Origin of the sequence: Rhizobium etli 8C-3 (genome assembly GCF_001908375.1) — a bacterium.
GTDB lineage: Bacteria > Pseudomonadota > Alphaproteobacteria > Rhizobiales > Rhizobiaceae > Rhizobium > Rhizobium etli_B.
Genome location: NZ_CP017241.1, coordinates 3,927,286 through 3,947,706 on the forward strand (window position 1 = coordinate 3,927,286; position 20,421 = coordinate 3,947,706).

Annotated in this window: 19 protein-coding genes and 1 pseudogene; 8 read left to right on the top strand and 12 right to left on the bottom strand. The window is 59.8% G+C overall.

What is annotated here, in order from left to right:
• Window positions 1-42 precede the first annotated feature (42 nt).
• Together AM571_RS19390 and AM571_RS19395 are read left to right on the top strand one after the other, a co-directional pair.
• Complete coding sequence (locus AM571_RS19390; RefSeq protein ID WP_074063367.1) at window positions 43-897, top strand: SDR family NAD(P)-dependent oxidoreductase; 855 nt, start codon at window positions 43-45, stop codon at window positions 895-897.
• A gap of 80 nt (window positions 898-977) precedes the next feature.
• Window positions 978-1,619 carry a LysE family translocator gene (locus AM571_RS19395; protein ID WP_074062800.1) on the top strand — a complete coding sequence of 214 codons (642 nt, stop codon included), beginning with the start codon at window positions 978-980 and terminating at the stop codon, window positions 1,617-1,619.
• A 5-nt stretch (window positions 1,620-1,624) separates the two neighbouring features.
• On the opposite strand, the gene AM571_RS19400 is transcribed toward AM571_RS19395, so the two are convergent.
• The 9 genes and pseudogenes from AM571_RS19400 to AM571_RS19440 form a co-directional block, all read right to left on the bottom strand.
• Window positions 1,625-2,419 (bottom strand): ABC transporter ATP-binding protein, encoded by a 795-nt coding sequence (locus tag AM571_RS19400; RefSeq protein ID WP_074062801.1) that lies wholly within the window; start codon window positions 2,417-2,419, stop codon window positions 1,625-1,627.
• A complete protein-coding gene (locus AM571_RS19405) occupies window positions 2,416-3,297 on the bottom strand; it encodes an ABC transporter permease (RefSeq protein WP_074062802.1) in 882 nt (293 codons plus the stop codon). Before AM571_RS19405 ends, AM571_RS19400 begins: the two co-directional genes overlap by 4 nt.
• A gap of 116 nt (window positions 3,298-3,413) precedes the next feature.
• A pseudogene (locus tag AM571_RS19410) lies at window positions 3,414-4,366 on the bottom strand (ABC transporter substrate-binding protein).
• Window positions 4,367-4,456: 90 nt separating this feature from the next.
• A complete protein-coding gene (rlmN, locus tag AM571_RS19415) occupies window positions 4,457-5,686 on the bottom strand; it encodes a 23S rRNA (adenine(2503)-C(2))-methyltransferase RlmN (protein ID WP_074062803.1) in 1,230 nt (409 codons plus the stop codon).
• Between the two features lie 482 nt (window positions 5,687-6,168).
• The gene (locus tag AM571_RS19420) at window positions 6,169-6,684 is read right to left on the bottom strand and encodes an invasion associated locus B family protein (protein ID WP_074062804.1); all 516 of its coding nucleotides are present in this window, start codon (window positions 6,682-6,684) and stop codon (window positions 6,169-6,171) included.
• Window positions 6,685-7,023: 339 nt separating this feature from the next.
• Window positions 7,024-7,413, bottom strand: a complete 390-nt coding sequence (locus tag AM571_RS19425; protein ID WP_074062805.1) for a YkvA family protein — start codon at window positions 7,411-7,413, stop codon at window positions 7,024-7,026.
• A gap of 51 nt (window positions 7,414-7,464) precedes the next feature.
• A complete protein-coding gene (locus tag AM571_RS19430; protein ID WP_074063368.1) occupies window positions 7,465-7,767 on the bottom strand; it encodes a 4a-hydroxytetrahydrobiopterin dehydratase in 303 nt (100 codons plus the stop codon).
• Window positions 7,768-8,173: 406 nt separating this feature from the next.
• Window positions 8,174-8,767 (bottom strand): RNA 2',3'-cyclic phosphodiesterase, encoded by a 594-nt coding sequence (gene thpR, locus AM571_RS19435; protein WP_074062806.1) that lies wholly within the window; start codon window positions 8,765-8,767, stop codon window positions 8,174-8,176.
• 68 nt (window positions 8,768-8,835) lie between these two features.
• Window positions 8,836-9,480, bottom strand: coding sequence for an arylesterase (locus AM571_RS19440; protein WP_074062807.1), 645 nt, complete (start codon window positions 9,478-9,480; stop codon window positions 8,836-8,838).
• A gap of 54 nt (window positions 9,481-9,534) precedes the next feature.
• Here AM571_RS19440 and AM571_RS19445 point away from each other — a divergent pair, with 54 nt between their 5' ends.
• The 4 genes from AM571_RS19445 to AM571_RS19460 all read left to right on the top strand — a co-directional run bounded on the left by AM571_RS19445 (window position 9,535) and on the right by AM571_RS19460 (window position 14,349).
• Entirely contained in the window at window positions 9,535-10,242 is a 708-nt protein-coding gene (locus AM571_RS19445; RefSeq protein WP_074062808.1) for an ABC transporter ATP-binding protein, read from the top strand.
• Window positions 10,239-12,782 carry an ABC transporter permease gene (locus AM571_RS19450; protein WP_074062809.1) on the top strand — a complete coding sequence of 848 codons (2,544 nt, stop codon included), beginning with the start codon at window positions 10,239-10,241 and terminating at the stop codon, window positions 12,780-12,782. The genes AM571_RS19445 and AM571_RS19450 overlap by 4 nt, the downstream gene beginning before the upstream one ends.
• Before the next feature lie 179 nt (window positions 12,783-12,961).
• Window positions 12,962-13,690, top strand: a complete 729-nt coding sequence (locus AM571_RS19455; RefSeq protein WP_074062810.1) for a Bax inhibitor-1/YccA family protein — start codon at window positions 12,962-12,964, stop codon at window positions 13,688-13,690.
• A gap of 101 nt (window positions 13,691-13,791) precedes the next feature.
• Entirely contained in the window at window positions 13,792-14,349 is a 558-nt protein-coding gene (locus AM571_RS19460; protein WP_074062811.1) for a GNAT family N-acetyltransferase, read from the top strand.
• 5 nt (window positions 14,350-14,354) lie between these two features.
• On the opposite strand, the gene AM571_RS19465 is transcribed toward AM571_RS19460, so the two are convergent.
• From AM571_RS19465 to acnA, 3 genes are all read right to left on the bottom strand, one after another.
• The gene (locus tag AM571_RS19465) at window positions 14,355-14,756 is read right to left on the bottom strand and encodes a DUF2794 domain-containing protein (protein ID WP_074062812.1); all 402 of its coding nucleotides are present in this window, start codon (window positions 14,754-14,756) and stop codon (window positions 14,355-14,357) included.
• Between the two features lie 275 nt (window positions 14,757-15,031).
• Complete coding sequence (locus AM571_RS19470; RefSeq protein WP_074062813.1) at window positions 15,032-15,772, bottom strand: DUF1223 domain-containing protein; 741 nt, start codon at window positions 15,770-15,772, stop codon at window positions 15,032-15,034.
• Between the two features lie 219 nt (window positions 15,773-15,991).
• The gene (gene acnA / locus AM571_RS19475; protein WP_074062814.1) at window positions 15,992-18,682 is read right to left on the bottom strand and encodes an aconitate hydratase AcnA; all 2,691 of its coding nucleotides are present in this window, start codon (window positions 18,680-18,682) and stop codon (window positions 15,992-15,994) included.
• Between the two features lie 260 nt (window positions 18,683-18,942).
• Between acnA and ccmA the strand changes: the two genes are divergently transcribed.
• The gene (gene ccmA / locus AM571_RS19480) at window positions 18,943-19,590 is read left to right on the top strand and encodes a heme ABC exporter ATP-binding protein CcmA (RefSeq protein ID WP_074062815.1); all 648 of its coding nucleotides are present in this window, start codon (window positions 18,943-18,945) and stop codon (window positions 19,588-19,590) included.
• A gap of 115 nt (window positions 19,591-19,705) precedes the next feature.
• A complete protein-coding gene (gene ccmB / locus AM571_RS19485; RefSeq protein WP_074062816.1) occupies window positions 19,706-20,365 on the top strand; it encodes a heme exporter protein CcmB in 660 nt (219 codons plus the stop codon).
• Window positions 20,366-20,421 lie beyond the last annotated feature (56 nt).

The window sequence follows — 20,421 nt, forward strand, 5'->3', positions numbered from 1 at the left end:
TATCAGGCTGCGTGCGAATAAATGAATGAGGAGGCCGGTCCCGTGACGAATATTCAGCAAATTCTCGACAAGCCCAATGTTGCGGTGATCACCGGCGGCGCATCCGGCATCGGCCTTGCGGCGGCAAAGCGCTTCGCCAAGGCGGGTATGAGCGTCGTCATCGCCGATCTTGGCGGCGACCGGCTGGCAGCGGCTCGTGGCGAACTCGAAGCCGTGGCCGGAACGCAGCGTGTGATGGCGGTCGAGACAGACGTTTCCGACAGGTCTTCGCTGGAGACCCTCGAAAAGTCCGTCGTTCAGCGCTTCGGCCGCGTCCATGTGCTGATGAACAACGCCGGCATCGGCCCCGAAACCTCGATCTTCAGCGCTCAGGCAGACTGGGACAGCATCCTCGGCGTCAATCTGCTCGGCGTCATCAATGGAACGCGGGTCTTCGGACCGAACATGCTGGCACATGGCGAGCCCGGCCTCATTATCAACACCGGCTCCAAGCAGGGAATCACGACTCCTCCGGGCAATCCCGCCTACAATGTGTCGAAAGCGGGAGTGAAGGTCTTCACCGAAGCCCTCGAGCACGAACTGCGCAATCGAGAAGGCTCGAAGATGTCTGCCCATCTTCTGATCCCGGGCTTTGTCTTTACCGGCCTCACGAAGGGTGACCGCACCGAAAAACCCGCGGCTGCCTGGACACCGGAACAGACCGTCGATTTCATGATCGAAAGCCTCAAGCGCGGCGATTTCTATATCCTCTGCCCGGACAACGACGTCGCCCGCCAGGTTGACGAGCGCCGCATGGCCTGGGCGATCGGCGACATCATCGAAAACCGCCCGCCGCTTTCGCGCTGGCACAAGGATTATGCCGACAGGTTCAAGGCCTTTCTTGAAGAAAAGCGATAGGCGGATCATCAGGTTTGATTGGTAATTTTCTCAAACCTGGATAAGAAAATACTGACCCTTATCAGCTCTCAGAGAGTGCCATGGATTTCCTGCCGAGCATTCCGACCCTTCTTGCCTTTTCCGCAGCCAGCCTGCTTCTTGCGGCAACGCCCGGACCGGACATGACGCTCTCGATCAGCCGCGCTCTGTCTCAGGGCAAGAAGCCGGCACTCTACGTCGTCTTGGGCACCAGCCTCGGCATCGTGGTTCATACGATGCTGGTTGCTTTCGGCATCTCGGCGCTGATCACCGCCTCACCGACGGCCTTCCTGATCCTCAAGACGGGAGGTGCTGCCTATCTGCTTTGGCTGGCTCTTCAAGCGATCCGTTTCGGTTCGAAGCTTTCAGTCGAGCAGGTCAACGAAGCCAAGGGCACGCCGTTTTCGAATATTTCCGTCGGCTTCTGGGTCAATCTTCTGAACCCCAAAGTCATCATCTTCTTCATGACCTTCCTGCCGCAATTCGTAAGTGCCGGCGATCCGGCGGTTACGCACAAGCTGCTCTTCCTCGGCTTTTTCTTCATCCTGATCGGCATGCCGGTGAATGCCCTTGTGGTTCTCGCTTCCGACTGGCTTGCGGGCTGGCTGCAGAAGAACAGGAAGATCCTGCGCGGAATGGACTACACTTTCGCGGGGGTCTTCTCGATTTTCGCTGTTAAGATATTTCTGACGCAGGCGCGCTGATCGCTTCAGCCGATCAGCAGTGCATCGTCGTCCAGCGTCTGGCCGCGCATCTTGCGGAACATCGCGATCAGGTCTTCGACCTGCAGATCCTTGCGACTGTCGCCACTGACGTCCAGCACGATTTCGCCGCCATGCAGCATGACCGTGCGGTGTCCGTAGTCCAGCGCCTGGCGCATGGAATGGGTTACCATCAGCGTGGTCAGCCTGCGCTCCGAGACGATCTTGTCCGTAAGGCGCATGACAAATTCCGCCATACCTGGATCAAGTGCGGCCGTATGTTCGTCGAGCAGCAAGACCTGCGAGCCTGCCAGCGTCGCCATCACCAGGCAAACCGCCTGCCGCTGACCGCCCGAAAGCAGGTCCATGCGATCAGCCATGCGATTTTCGAGACCGAGGTTCAACTCCCTGATCCGGTCGCGGAAATGATCGCGGTGCTTCGGGCCGAGAGCCGCCACCAATCCGCGCCGCTTTCCGCGCCGGGCGGCAAGAGCCAGATTCTCCTCAATCGAGAGGGAGCCGCAGCTGCCGGTCAGCGGATCTTGAAAGACGCGTGCGACGAGCCCCGCCCGCGCCGCCGTCTTTTTGCGCGTCACGTCGGTATCGCCGATCAGCACGTTCCCCTGGCTGGCCAGAACGTCGCCGGCGAGGACGCCGAGCAGAGTCGATTTGCCCGCACCGTTGGAGCCGATGACGGTCACGAAGGAGCCCTGCTCCAGGGTCAGGCTGACGCCGTTCAGCGCCCGCTTCTCCAGTGGCGTGCCCTTCCCGAAAACGACATTGATATCCTTGATGCTGATCATGATGGGGCTCCTCCGCGGCGAAGACGGGGAAGAACGAGTGCGATGGTCACGAGAACCGCCGTCACGAAATTGAGGTCCGAGGCTTTAAGACCGATCATGTCGGTGGAAAGAGCCAATTGAATGGCTATGCGGTAGACGATCGAGCCGAAGACACAGCCGATGAGCGCAATCAACAACCCGCGGCGGCCCAAGAGCGTCTCACCAATGATCACGGCGGCAAGGCCGACCACGATGGTACCGACACCGGACGTCACGTCGGCAAAACCGTTCGTCTGCGCAAATAGCGCGCCGCCGAGCGCGACAAGAGCATTCGACATCGCCATGCCAAGGTATATCTGCCTGCTCGTATCGACGCCCTGCGCCCGCGCCATCCGCGCATTTGCACCCGTTGCCCGCATCGCAAGCCCGGCATCGCTTTCGAGGAAGCGCCAGACCGCAATCAAGGCGATGACGACAAGAGCACCGACAAAGAGCGGCCGGACGTAGAAGTCGCGAAGGCCAAGGCCGAAGAACGGACTGATCATCGTATCGGCATTGATCAATGCGACATTGGGTTTGCCCATGACGCGGAGATTGACCGAGAAGAGCGCAATCATGGTGAGGATCGAGGCAAGCAGGTTGAGAATCCGGAACCGCACATTGAGGAGCGCCGTCACGACGCCTGCTGCAGCACCGGCGATCATCGCAACAAGCGCTGCCAGCCAGGGATTGAAGCCGGCAATGATCAGAACCGCGGCCACCGCCGCGCCGAGGGGAAAGGAGCCATCCACCGTCAAATCGGGGAAATCGAGGACGCGGAAGGCGAGATAGACGCCAAGAGCAACGAATGCATAGACAAGCCCAAGCTCCACGGCACCCCAAAATGCGATCTCACTCAAGGCGGTCGGCCCTCTTTTCTTCGTGCCCGTATCGTAAGGGCGTGAATATCATCAGCCGCTCCCGTTTAGAAACAGGAGCGGCTGAGCGCAATATCGATAATGGCGAAAGCTGGTGGTTATTCGATGACGCGATTGGCGCGTTCGAGAACGTTTTCCGGTAGCTTGACGCCCATCTTCTGGGCCGCGGCGCTGTTGACGACGAGATCGCTGCCGGCTGCAACCTTGACCGGAATATCACCCGGATTTTCACCCTTCAGGATACGAACCACGACATCGCCGGTCTGCCTGCCAACGTCGTAGTAGTTGAAACCGAGCGCTGCGATCGATCCGCGCGAGACGGAATCCGTATCCGCCGTAAAGAGCGGCAGCTTGCTTTCTTCTGCAACGGCTACGGCACCCTCCAACGCCGAGATGATCGTGTTGTCGGTCGGGACGTAGATCGCGTCGGCACGGCCGACCAGCGCACGCGCAGCACCCTGGACTTCCGCAGACTTGGTCGCTGCGGATTCAACGACGCTCATACCGGCCTTCTCCGCCTCAGCCTTCAGGACTGCAAGCAACGAAACGGAATTGGCTTCCCCGGAATTGTAAAGGTAACCGATCGTCCTGGCGGCAGGCAGGATCTCCTTGACCAGCGCAACATGTTCGGCAACCGGCGACATGTCGGAAAGGCCGGTGACGTTGCCGCCGGGCTTGTCCATATCCTTGACGAGCTGGGCGCCGAGCGGATCGGAAACGGCAGTGAAGACCACCGGAATGTCACGGGTCGCCGAAACCACGGCCTGTGCCGACGGCGTGGAGATCGGCACGATGACGTTCGGATCCTCGCCTGCGAACTGCCGGGCGATCTGCGCTGCGGTGGCAGGATTTCCCTGTGCCGATTCGAGAGGAAGGTGAGATTCTCGCCCTCCTTGTAGCCTGCCGCGGCAAGCCTATCCTTTACGCCCTTGCGCACCGCATCGAGCGCCGGGTGCTCGACAATGGCCGTCACCGCGACCGTGACGTCGTCAGCCTTGGCAGGCAAAGCAAGGGCAAGAACCGCAGCGACGGCGAGCGAGATCGAACGCATGAGAATCCTCCATCGGTAATGTGAGGCTTCTAGGAAAACCCTGCGCCTGGATCAATCGCAAAGAACTGCTGCAAGGATCAAACTTGCTGATCAGTCGTCCACGCCGTGATTGGCGATCATCATTGCCTCGAATGCCAGGCGTTCGGTCTTGCGCATGCGCTCGGATTCCGATTTCAGCTGGCCGCAAGCGGCAAGAATGTCGCGGCCGCGCGGTGTGCGGATTGGCGAGGCGTAACCTGCCGAATTGATGAAATCGGCAAACTTCTCGATCTGCTCCCAGTCAGAACACTGGTAGTTCGTGCCCGGCCAGGGGTTGAACGGGATCAGGTTGATCTTGGCCGGCACGCCTTTCAGGAGCTGGATCAGCCCCTTGGCATCTTCCAGACTGTCGTTGACATCCTTGAGCATCACATATTCGAAGGTGATGCGGCGCGCATTCGAAAGTCCTGGATAGGCCCGGCAAGCCTCGATCAGCTCCTTCAGCGGATACTTCTTGTTGATCGGTACGAGAATGTCGCGCAGATCGTCGCGCACGGCATGCAGCGAGATTGCCAGCATGACGCCGATCTCTTCTCCAGTGCGGAAGATCTCGGGCACGACGCCGGATGTGGAAAGCGTGACGCGGCGCCTGGACAGCGAAAGCCCGTCGCCATCGGTGGCGATCAGCAGTGCCTGCTTGACTGCATCGAAATTGTAGAGCGGCTCGCCCATTCCCATCATGACGATATTGCTCACCTTACGGCCTTCCGACGGCACCATGGCGCCCACCGGAATATCGCGGTCCGGGAAATCGCCAAGCCGGTCGCGGGCAAGCAGGAGCTGCGAGAGGATTTCTTCCGCCGTCAGGTTGCGCACCAGCCGCTGCGTGCCGGTGTGACAGAAGGAACAGGTGAGCGAACAGCCGACCTGGCTGGATATGCAGAGCGTGCCACGACCTTCTTCCGGGATATAGACGGTTTCGACTTCGACGGGACGGCCGGCTCCGCGCGGCGGAAAGCGCAGAAGCCACTTGCGCGTGCCGTCATTGGAAACCTGCTCTTCGACAATCTCCGGGCGTGCAATGGTGAAATGCTGCTTCAGCATCTCTCGCATGTCCTTGGCGATATTCACCATCTGATCGAAATCGGAGATGCCGCGCACATAAATCCAGTTCCAGAGCTGGCTGACGCGCATTTTCACCTGCTTGTCGGCAACGCCCCTGTCGCGAAGAGCATTGCCCATTTCCTCGCGGCTCAAGCCTATCAGCGAGGGCTTCGGCGAAAGCTCGGTGCGCGGCTGCCCGGCAGGCTTGGTGATGGTCACGGCATCCATGACGGACATGGTCTCTTATCCCGAAATCAAACTGCGCTCATCCCGGTAAGCCGGAAGACTTGGCGGGCGGCATCGGCAGTTGCCAGAAAATTGAATGACGGAGCAGCAGCATATGCCGCGATCTTTCCGCAGTTGCGCGCGGCTTTATCATCATTTTCGCCGCGCGTCACTATGGATCGATCGGTAGGAGGAGGGCCTTCGCATGTACCTGTCGCATCTACGTCCGTAACCTCAAATGATATTGGGCTTCTTGCGCGTTTGCTCGTTCTCCCGGATGCGGGATGCCTCATATGCGCTTATTCTCGCGACGACGCCCTGCTGTTCGGCCAGGGGTACCCGGGGCCCGCAGGGGGCTTGCGCCTCCAAGTCACCTCGTCCGCCACCACAGCGGCCGAGACAGCGTCGAAAGGCACCACGCGCCATGCCCGGCCGCACAAACGGCAAAGGCCGGCGCAAGGCCGGCCCTGGTACTTCAAGACGAGGAGGGTGGCTTACTTGCAGGTTTCGATCTGCTTCAGCGAAGCGGAGATACCGGAGAGCGAGTAGCTGTAGGACGTGGCGGTGCCTCGGCGCGACGTCGCGTTGACCGTCATCGACTTGCCGCCCTTCATGGCTGCCACAAGCGCGGGCTCCTGCGCCGCGTTCTCGACCCAGCCGGCCTTATCCTTGGTGAACATGACGAAGGTCTTGTTGTCGATGACGACTTCGATCTTCGAACCGTCCTTGACAGTGTAGCCCATCATGGCCTGCGGCTCGTAGGAGATGTTCTGGCCAGGACGCTGCGAGACGATGAAGAAGTTGTCGCCGTGGTCGATTCCCGCCGGCTTCTTTTCGGTCGGCACGGACAGCACATAGCAAACATTGCCGTTGCCCTGCTTGTAGGAATAGGCGCCCCAGGCCTGGAATTGCTGGATGCGCGTGGGCGCAGCAGCGGTCTGCTGCGCTCCTGCAGTTACGGCAGTGATGAGAACGAGTGCGAGAGCGGATACGATACTTTTTACAAACATGGATTTCCTGCCGGTTCTTGCGATTCAGCGCCCTGTCGGAGCGAGCGGCGTCTTCGTCACGATCTGCTTTATTTTGACTTAATTCAGGTTACCAAAGCGTCAACGGAGCCTGCGAATTGTCTACAAGTGTGTCATTCCGGCCTGAGTGTTAACGTATAACGCGATTGCGCCCCGCGACGACATTCTGCCCTGATGCGTGGATGCCATCCCTTCGAGAAGATTTAAGACATAAAGATTCAGGCAAGAGTTTGACCTTCCAATATTCCATCGAAGGGTCATTAAGACCTTGGAAATCCGTCGAAGAATTGCCCGAGCACAGGTGCTGGAAGCCGAAACGGCCTAGATCGTTTTCATGCCTTCCGGCTGGTCGGCCAGCGCGCGATCCGCCGCCTCGTAGTGCTTCGCTTTCATATGGCTGTTGACCATCGCGAAAGCCGCAGAGAGAACGGCAATATCGTCCGAAAAGCCGATCAGCATAAAGATGTCCGGAACCATGTCGAACGGCAGGATGAAATAGGCGAGTGCCGCAAGCAGGATGCCGCGTACACGCGTCGGCGTTTCGGGATCGAGCGCGCAATAGAAGCCTGCGACAAGGTCCCGTGAAAACGGAATCTGCCGCACCGCCCGCTTGAAGGTCGGCCAGAACCTTTTTCGCACAGCCTTTTCCCGCCGGCTCTGGGTATCTTCGTCCCCGGGCAGCAGGATTTCACCGAACTTGACCTCGTCCATTCCCGTTTTCCCTTTGGTGCATGCGCAGATATGGTGATGGCTTCGACAGATTCAATCAATCTGGCCGGCAGCCTTGTCCATCGCCTTGGCAAGCTTGAAGTCGAGCTCGGTCAATCCGCCCGCATCATGCGTGTTCAGCTTCACCTCCACCCTGGAATAGACATTGAACCATTCGGGATGGTGGTTGAGCTTTTCTGCCACAAGCGCCGCCTTGGTCATGAAGCCGAAGGCTTCGACGAAGCTTGCGAATTTGAACGTTTTCGAGATCGATCCCAAACCCTCGTCCAAAGACCAGCCCGCCAATCCGGCAATCTGACTGTCGATCGCGCTCCGTGCCAGTTTCTCCTGTTTCATGTCATCGTGCTCCATCCCCTTGGATCGGTTCTCATCGTAAAACGTGTCAACCTTCTCTTTGTTTGCATGGGCAAATTGCCGCTCTGCGCTCGCCGAAGGCGTTTTCGCCCATTTTTACAAGAAACAGCGGGCTTGCCTATCGGTTCAAGATTGATCCGGCAGGTAAACAGCCCGACAGACGCTCGATCGCAGTCGCGCAAGCCCACGGCATTGCATTTCAGGACAATGCACCCGCCGTGTGCGGCTTGAGGATTTCGAAGAATTCGATCTTTTCCTCGCAATGGAGCGCGCCGAGCTTGGCGCGATGGCGTCGGGCGCCGCGATAGAATGCTATTCGGCAATGGCGCGCTTCAACCGGCGAAGATATTGCCAGACCCCCGTTCCGGGGCCTGGAAGGCTTCGCCCCCTACACGAGGCTCTTGACCGGCTGCATCGCATTGGTGGACAAACTTGGCGCCGACCAAGCCTCGCTCAGCGGGAAGACTTCTTCCGTCAGATAGGGCCCGCCGCCGACCGATTCGCGCGAAGAAAGCAGCACGAAGCGTGGAACGGTGAAGGATGAAGTCTGGAAATTGCCTCGACTGGAAAGGTAGTGGACGACGTCATCGACGCGCGCGGACTTCATCCGCGCCAGCGTCACATGCGGGGTAAATTTTCGGGGATCCGGCGGCAGGCCGATCCGCTGGCAGATGCGCTCGATTTCGGCCTGCAGCGCATACATTTCCGGCGAGGGCGAAACGCCGGCCCACACGGAATGCGGTTTCTTGGAGCCGAAAGAGCCGATGCCGTCAAGGCGTATCTGGAATTCGGGCCGATCGATCCGGTCCAGACGCTCAACGATCTCGTCAGCAGTGCGTCCATCGACATCGCCGATGAAGCGCAGCGTGATGTGGTAATTCTCCACATCGATCCATCTTGCACCGGGAAGACCACCGCGCAGCAATGAAAGGCTCATCGCCGCATTGCGCGGAATTTCGAGGGCGGTAAACAGTCTCGGCATGACGAGCACTCCCCGAATCTTTTGCAGGTGCTCACACGGAATCACGCATTCGAGACCCGCGCAAGCCCCTATTTCTTCACAGTAGAAATCGTCCCGATGAATTCCGTGACAGCCGGTTCCATCTTCTGAACCATTACATCAATCCCCTTCGCGTTCGGATGCATTCCATCCTCCAGCTTCAGACTGGTGTCCATCACGACACCGTCGAGGAAAAAAGGATAAAGCGGAACCTGATGTTTTTCCGCGAGTTTTTGGTAGATGGGATTGAAACGCGCGGCGTAGTCCCCACCCATGTTCGGCGGCGCCATGATGCCCACGAGCAGCACGGCGATGCCGCGATCCTTTAGCCGGGCAATCATCGTGTCCAAGTTCTTTTCGCTCTTTTCCGGGTCAATGCCGCGCAACGCATCGTTGGCGCCAAGCTCCAGGATGACGCCGTCGGTGCCGTCGGGGACCGACCAATCGATTCGCGCCAGCCCGCCGCTCGTCGTGTCCCCGGAAACGCCGGCATTGGCGATCGAGACATCGACGCCTTTGGCTTGCAAGACCGCTTGCAGCTTCTCCGGAAAGCCGTCGCCGGGCGGCAATTGGTAGCCTGCCATCAGGCTGTCGCCGAAGCCGACAAGGTTGATCGTCGCAGCATTGGCACCCGTTGCGAAAATCAGCGATGCGGCAATGACAGCGATGTGAAGCGCGGCAACTTTAAATCTCATGCTGCTTTCCCTAGATTGGCAAAGTCTTTGCAATTCATATAGGGCGATTTTCTGTTGGCAAAAACCATCATCGAGCTCAAGCAGGCAGATTTGACGCTGGGCAACGCGGCAGCCTCCGTTCATGTCTTGAAGGGCATCGACCTTTCGGTCGCCGCCGGCGAGTCGGTCGGCATCGTCGGTCCATCGGGCTCGGGAAAGTCCACGCTGCTGATGGTCCTTGCCGGCCTTGAGAGGCTCGATAGCGGCGAGATCAACATAAACGACACGCCGTTGCACGCCCTCAGCGAGGATCAGGTCGCCGATTTCCGTGGCCGCAATATCGGCATCGTCTTTCAGTCGTTCCACCTGATCGCCAACATGACGGCACTTGAAAACGTCGCAGTCCCGCTTGAACTTGCGAATGTGGCGAACCCCTTCGACATTGCACGTCGCGAGTTGAAATCGGTCGGGCTCGGCGAGCGGCTGAGCCACTACCCGGGCCAGCTTTCGGGGGGCGAGCAGCAGCGTGTCGCCATCGCGCGCGCCCTTGCACCTTCGCCCGCCCTTCTCATCGCCGACGAACCGACCGGTAATCTCGACACCGATACCGGCCGCCAGATCGCCGATCTGCTCTTTTCCAAGCAGGCCGAACGCGGCATGACGCTGCTGCTCGTCACGCATGACGTCTTTCTTGCCGATCGCTGCTCGCGGCAGATCAAGGTCCGTTCGGGCAGGATCGAAGGCGACAGCGCAAAGCGCCATTCCGAAGCGGCCATCGCATGAAGCTCGTCGCCCCGCGCACCGCGTTTGCCTTCCGCCTTGCCCTTCGCGAACTGCGTGGCGGTTTCAGGGGCTTTTACATCTTCCTTGCCTGTATCGCGCTCGGTACCGGCGCGATCGCCGCTGTCAACTCCATCTCGCAATCGATCACCGCTTCGATCGCTTCCCAGGGCCAGGAACTGCTTGCCGGCGACGTCCGCTTCGAGCTGAACAATCGTGAAGCAACCGAGCCGGAGATGGATTTCCTGCGGAGCCTTGGACAAGTTTCCATCTCAACCGGTCTTCGTTCCATGGCACGAAAGCCGGACGGGTCCGATCAGGCACTCGTTGAGGTCAAGTCGGTGGACGATACCTATCCGCTTTACGGCAAATTCACCGCCGAACCGGAGCACCCGCTCGCCGCTCTGCTTTCCGATCAGAACGGAACCTACGGCGCTGTTGCAGCACCTCTCTTGCTGGAACGGCTCGGTCTTGCAGTCGGCGACGAGATACTGCTTGGCAATGCCACCCTCAGCATCACCGGCACGGTGAAGACCGAGCCGGACGCGCTTTCAGAAGGTTTCGGATTTGCGCCACGGCTTTTGGTCAGCCGCCAGGCCCTGGTTGCGTCCGGGCTCATCCAGACCGGCAGCCTTGTCGAGCATGTCTACAAAATCAAGCTCGATGCGCCCTCAGAGCGCGCAAACGTGCGCGACCGCGCCACCAGGGAGTTCCCATCGGCGGGCTGGTCGATCCGAACCAGCGACCGCGCGGCTCCGTCTCTGACCGAAAATATTACCCGCTTCTCGCAGTTCCTTACGCTCGTCGGCCTTACCGCACTCATCGTCGGCGGTGTCGGCGTCGCCAACGCCGTCCGGGCCTTTCTGGATGCGAAGCGCACGACGATCGCGACGTTCAAGTGCCTGGGGGCTCCTGCTGCCGTCGTCGTCCTTGTCTATCTCTTCCAGATTGCGATCATCGCATCTGCCGGCATCCTGTTGGGCCTCGTCATCGGCGCCTTGTCGCCGATGCTTGCCGCACAATTTTTGGCACAGTTCCTGCCGGTTTCCACCGAACCGACGCTTTATCCGAACGCGCTGCTGCTGGCCGCGCTCTTCGGCATCCTGACCACTCTCGCCTTTGCCATCATGCCGCTCGGCCATGCCCGGGAAGTGCCTGCAACCGCGCTCTTCCGCGAACAGGGCTTTGAGGCACGCCGCCTGCCCTCGTTGCCCTATATTTTGCTTGCCGCGCTCTTCATGGCGGCGCTTGCCGGTCTTGCGATCCTCACCGCCTATGACCGATACATCGCCGTCATCTTCGTCGGCGCGATTGTTTTTGCCTTCGTCATCTTGCGCGCCGTCGCAGCACTGATCGCCTGGCTCGCCAAGCGCAGCCCGCGGGTCAGTTCACCGGCGCTCAGGCTTGCAATCGGCAACATCCATCGCCCTGGCGCACTGACGCCGTCCGTCGTCCTCTCGCTCGGCCTTGGCCTCGCGCTGCTGGTCACCCTGACGCTCATCGACGGCAACCTGCGCCGGCAATTGACCGGCCGCATGGCAAACGGCGCACCGAATTTCTTCTTCGTCGACATCCAAAGCGCTGAGGTCGAAAACTTCCGCAACCTGATCAGCCGGCAGGCGCCGGCAGGCAAGCTCGTCGAAGTTCCGATGCTGCGGGGCCGCATTCTGGCGCTGAACGGCACGGACGTGACCAAGATCCAGGTTCCGCCAGGCGGCCAGTGGGTGCTGCGGGGCGACCGCGGCATCACCTATTCCGAGACGATACCGGAAAACGCCTCGTTGACAGAGGGAAGCTGGTGGCCGCAGGACTACAGCGGCGAACCGCTTGTTTCCTTCTCCTCCGAAGAAGCCAGGGAACTCGGCCTCAAAATCGGCGATACCGTCACCGTAAACGTGCTCGGCCGTAACCTGACGGCCAGGATCGCAAACTTGCGGAAGGTCGAGTGGGAATCGCTATCGATCAATTTCGTCATGGTCTTTTCGCCGAATACCTTCCGCGGAGCTCCGCATGCATGGCTGGCAACGCTGACCGATCCTTCGGCGACGCCGGCCATCGAAGCGTCGATCCTGAAATCGGTGACCAATACCTACCCGACGATCACCAGCGTGCGCGTCAAGGACGCGATCGATATCGTAAACACGCTGGTTGCGCAGCTTGCAACTGCAATCCGCGCCGCCGCCTCCGTAGCGCTCGTCTCCTCTGTTCTGGTGCTCGCCGGCGCGCTTGCTGCCGGTAACCGGGCCCGAACGCACGACGCCGTCGTCCTGAAGACGCTTGGCGCGACGCGGGCGATGCTCATCCGCGCCTTCAGCTACGAATATCTGATCCTGGGGGTTGCAACAGCGGTCTTTGCATTGATCGCCGGCGGCGCTGCGGCCTGGTTCATCGTCAGCCGCATCATGCGGATGCCTTCGACCTTCCTGCCGGATGTCGCCGGCCTCACGCTGGTCACCGCCCTGGTGCTGACAGTCGGCATCGGGCTCATCGGCACCTGGCGCATTCTCGGCCAGAAGGCAGCACCCGTTTTGCGCGAACTATGAAAACTGCGACTGACGAAGTCCTTCACCTTACGGCGATTTAACCCGATCGCGGGTTGCAAGGGCCTTGTTTGCGAAAGGCGAAAGGCTCATATTACCGCTAGGCATGCTGGAGCTCCGCAGCGGCGCCCGGGTCGTATAGCCCGACACCGTATTCCCATCGGAGCTTTTAAGAGGAAACTATGGCTGACCTTCGTAACTACCAAACCCGCGCACAAACTGGCGAGATGATCGATCAGGGCCTGCGCTCCTACATGCTCAAGGTCTACAACCTGATGGCGCTGGGTCTGGCGATCACGGGTGTAGCGGCATTTCTGTCATTCCAGCTCGCTTTTGCCGATGGTCAATTGACCGCCTTCGGCCAGGCGATCTATGTGAGCCCGCTGAAGTGGGTCGTGATCTTAGCTCCGCTGGCTCTGGTGTTTTTCCTGAGCTTCCGGATCGGCCGCATGAGCGTTTCCGCAGCGCAGACGACCTTCTGGGTCTATGCCGCGCTGGTCGGATTGTCACTGTCGTCGCTGCTGCTGATCTACACGGGCGAGAGCGTCGTTCAGACGTTCTTCATCACGGCGGCCTCCTTCGGCGCCCTGTCGCTCTACGGCTACTCGACAAAGCGTGACCTGTCGGCGATGGGCTCGTTCCTGATCATGGGCCTCTTCGGCCTGATCATTGCTTCGCTCGTCAACATCTTCCTGGCCTCCTCGGCGATGCAGTTCGCGATCTCCGTGATCGGTGTCCTGATCTTTGCAGGCCTTACGGCCTACGACACGCAGCGAATCAAGGAAATGTACTTCGAAGCCGATGATGTTGCCGTTGCCGGCCGGAAGGCGATCATAGGCGCGCTGACGCTCTACCTCGACTTCATCAACCTGTTCATGTTCCTGTTGCAGTTCCTCGGCAACCGCAGGTAACTGGACAGCATCACTGAAAAGGCGGCTCCGGCCGCCTTTTTTATTGCACGTCAGGTCATGGAGTGTTTTCTAAAGGCATTCATCAACGACCGGCCGGCCCAATGCCTTTCCTTCTTCGTGACGCCACCCTTTCCGACCTTCCCGCAATCGCGGAAATCTATCGCGACTCAGTCCTCAATGGCGTTGCGAGCTACGAGATCATCCCACCTTCCGAAGCGGAGATGACCACTCGCTTCTGCGCCAATACCAGTTCTGGATATCCCTATATCGCAGCGGTTGACCAGAATGGAGCCCTGCTCGGCTATGCCTATGCTTCCGCTTTCCGCACCCGGCCTGCCTATCGCTGGATGGTGGAGGATTCGATCTATCTCGCGCCTGCAGCACGCGGCCTTGGCATCGGCCGGGCACTGCTAACAGCGCTGATTTCACGCTGCACGCAACTGGGCTTCCGCCAGATGGTCGCCGTCATCGGCGGCGCCCATCCGGCTTCGATCGCGCTTCATCGCGCACTAGGCTTCGAAGAGACCGGTCTGCTGAAGGGTAGCGGCTACAAACACGGCCGCTGGCTCGACACGATGATCATGCAGCGGCCGCTCGGCGATGGCAAGGACAGCGATCCTGATCCGTCGGTCTATCCCGGCACTCTGTTTGAGGTCTGACGCCGTCACGTCTCGACGAGCTTGAGCACCTTGTCGAAGACCTTCAACACCTGCTGCAGGTCATGGCCGCGCTTCAAGATCATGCCGTTTGCATTGATCACGCAGTAGGCGCCCTGCTTGGCGGCGAGCCTCGGATCTTTCTCGATGCGGAAAAGCGGCGTCTCGCCCGAACGTTTGAAAACGGCGAAGACCGCCTTCTCCTTCAGATGGCCGATGGCGTAATCTTTCCACTCGCCTTGGCCAACCATCCTTCCGTAGATCCACAAAATCGCGTCCAACTCGCGACGATGAAAGGTCACCGGCGGCGGGTCCTTGCTTTGCTTGTATTCTTTTAAATCGACGACGACCGAGGAACTACCACTGGCGGAACGGGCGTCGCCATGCCGCAAATCCGGCTGATCTGTCATCAGTCTCCCAAGCCTCCGCTTATGACAGGAGTACGACAGTTTGCCCGAGCCACATCAAATTGCAAGTGCAGCGACCATCACATTAAACATATGCTGTGCAATCTCCCGAGTGCCGCATTTCAGTCAAAACAGCGCCTCATTTCCGGAGGAAATTCGCTCACCGATTTGGCGCCAGCGCGCCAAAGGGCCCGGCTGAGCGTATCGACCTTAACCCCAGCCCCGAATACGATCAGCCGGGCCGCCTCGTTCATCCGCCTCGAAGCAGGTAAAGCCGATCAGATATTCTTGCCTGCCATGACGATGGTTGCGCCGACAATCGCAGCCGGATCGCCGTCGGCTGTCGTTGCCTGAAGCAGGATGGCGCAGCCTTCCAGTCCCGGCTTCTGCAGGACGCTTGCAGGCAGCGTCAGGCTTGCGGCCTTGCCGTCCCACATGCCGACTGTTTCGACATCGCTGACGCTGTTGAGATAGGAAATCTTCTTGCCGCTGTTTTCGCCCTTTTCGACGTCGATCGTCTTTTCCTTGTCGAAATAGACAAGCACGACATTGGCCTTGCCATCGCCGGCACCGATCTTGATCTCGAGCTCGTCGCCGCGCAGCTGCGCGGCCACGGGCACGGTCAAGCCCTTGCCTTCCGTCGAAAATGTATCGATCTTGCCATAGATGGCAGAAAGGTCAGACCCGGTGAGGTGATCGCGGCCGTTGACCACGACCTGCGGCGTATAGACGTTGCTGCGGCCCATCATCCGCGCGTAACCATACTGCCGCTCGGTGTTTTCCTTCGAACTGAGCGTGTCCGTCCACCCAAGATAATTCCAGTAGTCCACGTGATAGGCGAGTGCGATGACATCGCCCTGGGCAACCAGTTTCCGGAAGGCCGCATCGGCGGGAGGACAGGACGAGCATCCCTGCGAGGTGAAAAGTTCGACGACGCCTTTCAGCTTGCCATCTTCGGCATGAAGCGGCGCTGCAAGCACCATACCGGCGACCAACCAGATCAAAAAACGCGGCGTCATTCCAACCTCTTTTCCAGAGACACGCAGCAGACCGAAAACCGCAGCCCTGACTTAGGCCCGTAGAGATAATCCTTCCGGCTGCAAACGGAAAGTCACGAAGGGGTGAGACGCCGCCTGCCGGCACAGCTCGTGGAACACATCGGCGTGAGATGGAGACCGCAAAGAAAAACCGCCGAAGATTGCTCTCCGGCGGCCATTGTCTGCCCTGTTTCTCAACAATCAGGCAGCGAGATCGCGCAGAACCGTCTGCAGGATGCCGCCGTTGTTGAGGTAGATCACTTCGTCGAGCGTATCGACGCGCGACAGGAGGGGAACCTCCTTCACCGTGCCGTCGCCGTAGGTGATCTTGGCGATCTTTTTCTCGCGCGGCTTGATGTTTTCCAGGTCCTCGATGGTCACGGTCTCGTCACCCTTGAGGCCAAGGCTCTGCCAGGTCGTGCCGTCTTCGAAGACGAAGGGGATGACGCCCATGCCGACAAGGTTCGAGCGATGGATGCGCTCGAAGGACTGCGCGATAACGGCCTTGACGCCGAGCAGGTTGGTGCCCTTGGCCGCCCAGTCGCGGGACGAACCATTGCCGTATTCGACACCGGCGAAGATGACGAGCGGAACGCCCTCTGCCTTGTATTTCATGGCCGCATCGTAGATCGATTCCTCTTCCTTCGACGGATAGTGGATCGTATAGCCACCTTCCTTGCCGTTCGGGCCAAGCATGTGATTGCGAATGCGGATGTTGGCGAAGGTGCCGCGCATCATCACTTCATGGTTGCCACGGCGCGTGCCGTACTGGTTGAAGTCCGCCACCCCGACATTGTGCTCGAGCAGGTAAGAACCGGCCGGAGACGCAGCCTTGATCGAACCGGCCGGAGAAATGTGGTCGGTGGTGATCTTGTCGCCGAACAGGCCCAGGATGCGGGCGCCCTTGATGTCGGAGGTACCGCTGCCCTTCTTGCCCATGCCGACGAAGTAGGGCGGGTTCTGGACATAGGTCGAATCGTCGTCCCAGGCGTAGGTCTGCCCCGGAGGGACCTGGACGGCCTGCCAGTTTTCATCACCCTTGAAGACATCCGCATACTTGGTTTCGTAAAGTTCGCGGGTGACGTATTTGAGGATGAACTCCTGAACTTCCTTCGAGGTCGGCCAGATGTCCTTGAGATAGACCGGCTTGCCGTTCTGGTCTTCGCCGATCGGCTCCTTGGTCAGGTCCTTCTGGACGGTGCCGGCGAGTGCGTAGGCAACGACGAGCGGCGGGGATGCCAGATAGTTCGCCTGGACGTCCGGCGAGATACGGCCTTCGAAGTTGCGATTGCCCGAAAGCACGCCCGAAACGATGAGGCCCTTGTCATTGATCGTCTTGGAGACCGGCGCCGGCAGCGGGCCGGAATTGCCGATGCAGGTCGTGCAGCCGAAGCCGACGAGGTTGAAGCCGAGCTTGTCCAGGTCGGCCTGCAGGCCGGACTTGGCGAGGTATTCGCCAACGACCTGCGATCCAGGCGCCAGTGAGGTCTTGACCCAGGGCTTGGTCTTCAGGCCCTTGGCAACGGCGTTGCGGGCGAGCAGGCCGGCAGCAATCAGAACCGAAGGGTTCGAGGTATTGGTGCAGGATGTGATGGCGGCAATGGCGACGTCGCCATGGCCGAGATCGAAGTCGGTGCCTTCGACCGCGTAACGGTTCGAAAGCTGGCCCGGCTTCTTGTAGTCTGCCTCCATCGAGGTGGCGAAACCGGACGCGATGTCTTCGAGCGCGATGCGGCCCTCAGGGCGCTTCGGACCTGCCATAGACGGCACGACGTCGCCGAGGTCGAGTTCCAGCGTGTCGGTGAAGACGAGGTCGGAACCGTCGCCTTCGCGCCACATGCCCTGTGCCTTCGAATAGGCTTCAACGAGCGCGATCCGGTCATGCGTGCGCCCGGACATGGTGAGGTAGTTGACGGTTTCGCCGTCGACCGGGAAGAAGCCACAGGTGGCGCCATATTCCGGGCCCATGTTGCCGATCGTCGCACGGTCGGCCAGAGGCATGTTGTCCATGCCGGGGCCGAAAAACTCGACGAACTTCGAAACGACGCCCTTCTTGCGCAACATCTGCACGACGGTCAGAACAAGGTCTGTCGCCGTGACGCCTTCCTTGAGCTTGCCGGTAAGCTTGAAGCCGATGACCTCCGGCAGGAGCATCGAGACCGGCTGGCCGAGCATGGCGGCTTCTGCTTCGATGCCGCCGACGCCCCAGCCAAGAACGCCGAGGCCGTTGATCATCGTCGTGTGCGAGTCTGTACCGACGCAGGTGTCGGGATAGGCGATCGTCTCACCGTCCTCATCCTTCGTCCACACGGTCTGGCCAAGATATTCGAGATTGACCTGGTGACAGATGCCGGTCCCTGGAGGAACGACGCGGAAATTCTTGAATGCCTGCTGGCCCCACTTCAGGAAGCGGTAGCGTTCGCCGTTGCGCTGGTATTCAAGTTCGACGTTCTTGGCGAAGGCCTGCGGCGTGCCGAATTCATCGACGATGACAGAATGGTCGATGACGAGGTCGACAGGCACGAGCGGATTGATCTTTTCGGGATCGCCGCCGAGCGAGACCATTGCGTCGCGCATCGCGGCGAGGTCAACCACCGCCGGAACGCCGGTGAAGTCCTGCATGAGCACGCGTGCCGGGCGATAGGCGATTTCGTTTTCGACGGAGCCCTTGTTGTTCAGCCATTCGGCGACAGCGAGGATGTGCTCCTTGGTGACCGACTGGCCGTCTTCGAATCGCAGCAGGTTCTCGAGCAGAACCTTCATTGAATATGGAAGCTTCGATACGCCCTTAAGACCATTGGCTTCAGCCTTCGGAAGGCTGTAATAGACGTAGTCCTTTCCGTTCACGGAAAGCGTGGAGCGACAATTGAAGCTGTCAAGAGATTTAGACACGAGAGACCCCGTTTCTGATAGCCAACACAGTCGTGCGGACGCCTATGCACTAATGCACATCAGGATGCGGGTACGGCCATTTCCGCTGTCCGCACGTGGAGAGGTTTCTCCATGTTCGGCGCAAGGATGAAATTCACGCCGGCCGCTGGCGTGGTTGCGGGTCTTATAGATAATTTCTAAGAAAGGTGCCAGAGAGGGCTCGGCCCATTTGGGACATTTTTTGCGTCGCGGTGACTAAAAACTTATTGAACGGAAAACCTATGCATCTCGACGCCTCCAATCTCGCTGCCAGGCGGGGCGAAGACCTGATTTTCGCAGACTTGTCCTTTCGCCTCGAGGCAGGCGAAGCGCTGGTTTTGACTGGGAAAAACGGATCGGGAAAGTCCACTTTGCTGCGCGTCGTGGCCGGTCTTTTAGGGCCGGAAAGGGGCACGGTTGAATTCACTGATTCGCGTGGTGGAACGGAGCGGAATGCGCGTGAGGTCAGCCACTATCTCGGCCATCGCAACGCGATGAAAAGCGAGCTGACCGTCTCCGAAAATCTCGCCTTCTGGCAAAACTTTCTCGGCGACGTGCTCGGCGTATCGCAACTGTCGATCGAAGACGCGGCCGCCGCCGTCGGCCTTTCGGGCATTACGCATCTTCCCTTCGGCTACCTCTCCGCAGGCCAGCAACGCCGCTTTGCCTTCGCCAAGCTGCTCGTCGCCTACCGCCCGGTCTGGATTCTCGACGAGCCGACCGCAGCACTCGACGCAAGCGCCGACCGCCTGTTTGCCGATCTCATCGACGCCCACCGGAAAAAGGGCGGCATCGTTGTCGCCGCGACCCACCAGCCGCTCGGGCTTGAAAATTCCCGGGAACTGAAGATGACGGGCTTTGCGGGTGCGGATCGGGGAGTTTGGGGTTGACGAAGCTTGTGACAGACCTCGAGAAGCAGCAAGCAGCGCCGCGCGTGAACCCCTTGCTCTTGTTCAAAGGGCTTGGAGAGGGGTGCCTGGCCATCCGCGTAGAAGGACACCCGGCATGACCGCCCTCTTCTTCCGCGACCTGAAACTTTCCATCCGCGCCGGCGGCGGCGCCCTGATCGGGGTGCTGTTTTTCCTCACCGTCGTTGCTGTCATCCCGTTCGGCGTCGGGCCGGACCTGAACCTGCTTTCGCGGATCGGTCCCGCCATCGTCTGGATTGGCGCGCTGCTTGCGGCACTGCTGGGTCTTGACCGGCTTTTCCAAGCCGAACGTGACGACGGTTCGCTGGACTTGATGCTGATGCAGGAAACGCCGCTCGTGCTGACGGTCCTTGTCAAGTGCTTCGCGCATTGGACGGCGACCAGCCTGCCCTTGGTGATTGCCTCCCCGTTCCTCGGTCTCTTCATGAACATGGACGAGATCGCGATCGGCGCAACGGTACTGACGCTCTTGGCCGGCTCGCCCGCCATCACCTTCATCGGCGCCGTCGGCGCGGCTGTCGCCGTCGCTCTTCCGCGCGGCGGGCTCTTGGTGTCGATCCTTGTTCTGCCATTGACCATTCCGGTGCTGATCTTCGGCGTCAGCGCCACCTATGCGGCAGTGGAAGATCCGGCACCTTTCCTGCCCCCTTTCCTCATTCTGATCGCATTGACGATGTTCTTTGCCGTCATCGGTCCGGCGGCCGCAGCACTTGCGCTGCGAAACACATCGGATTGATCGGCTCTTTGATCACGATCAATTGCGGGAGCACCGCGTTCAAGGTAAATAACCGG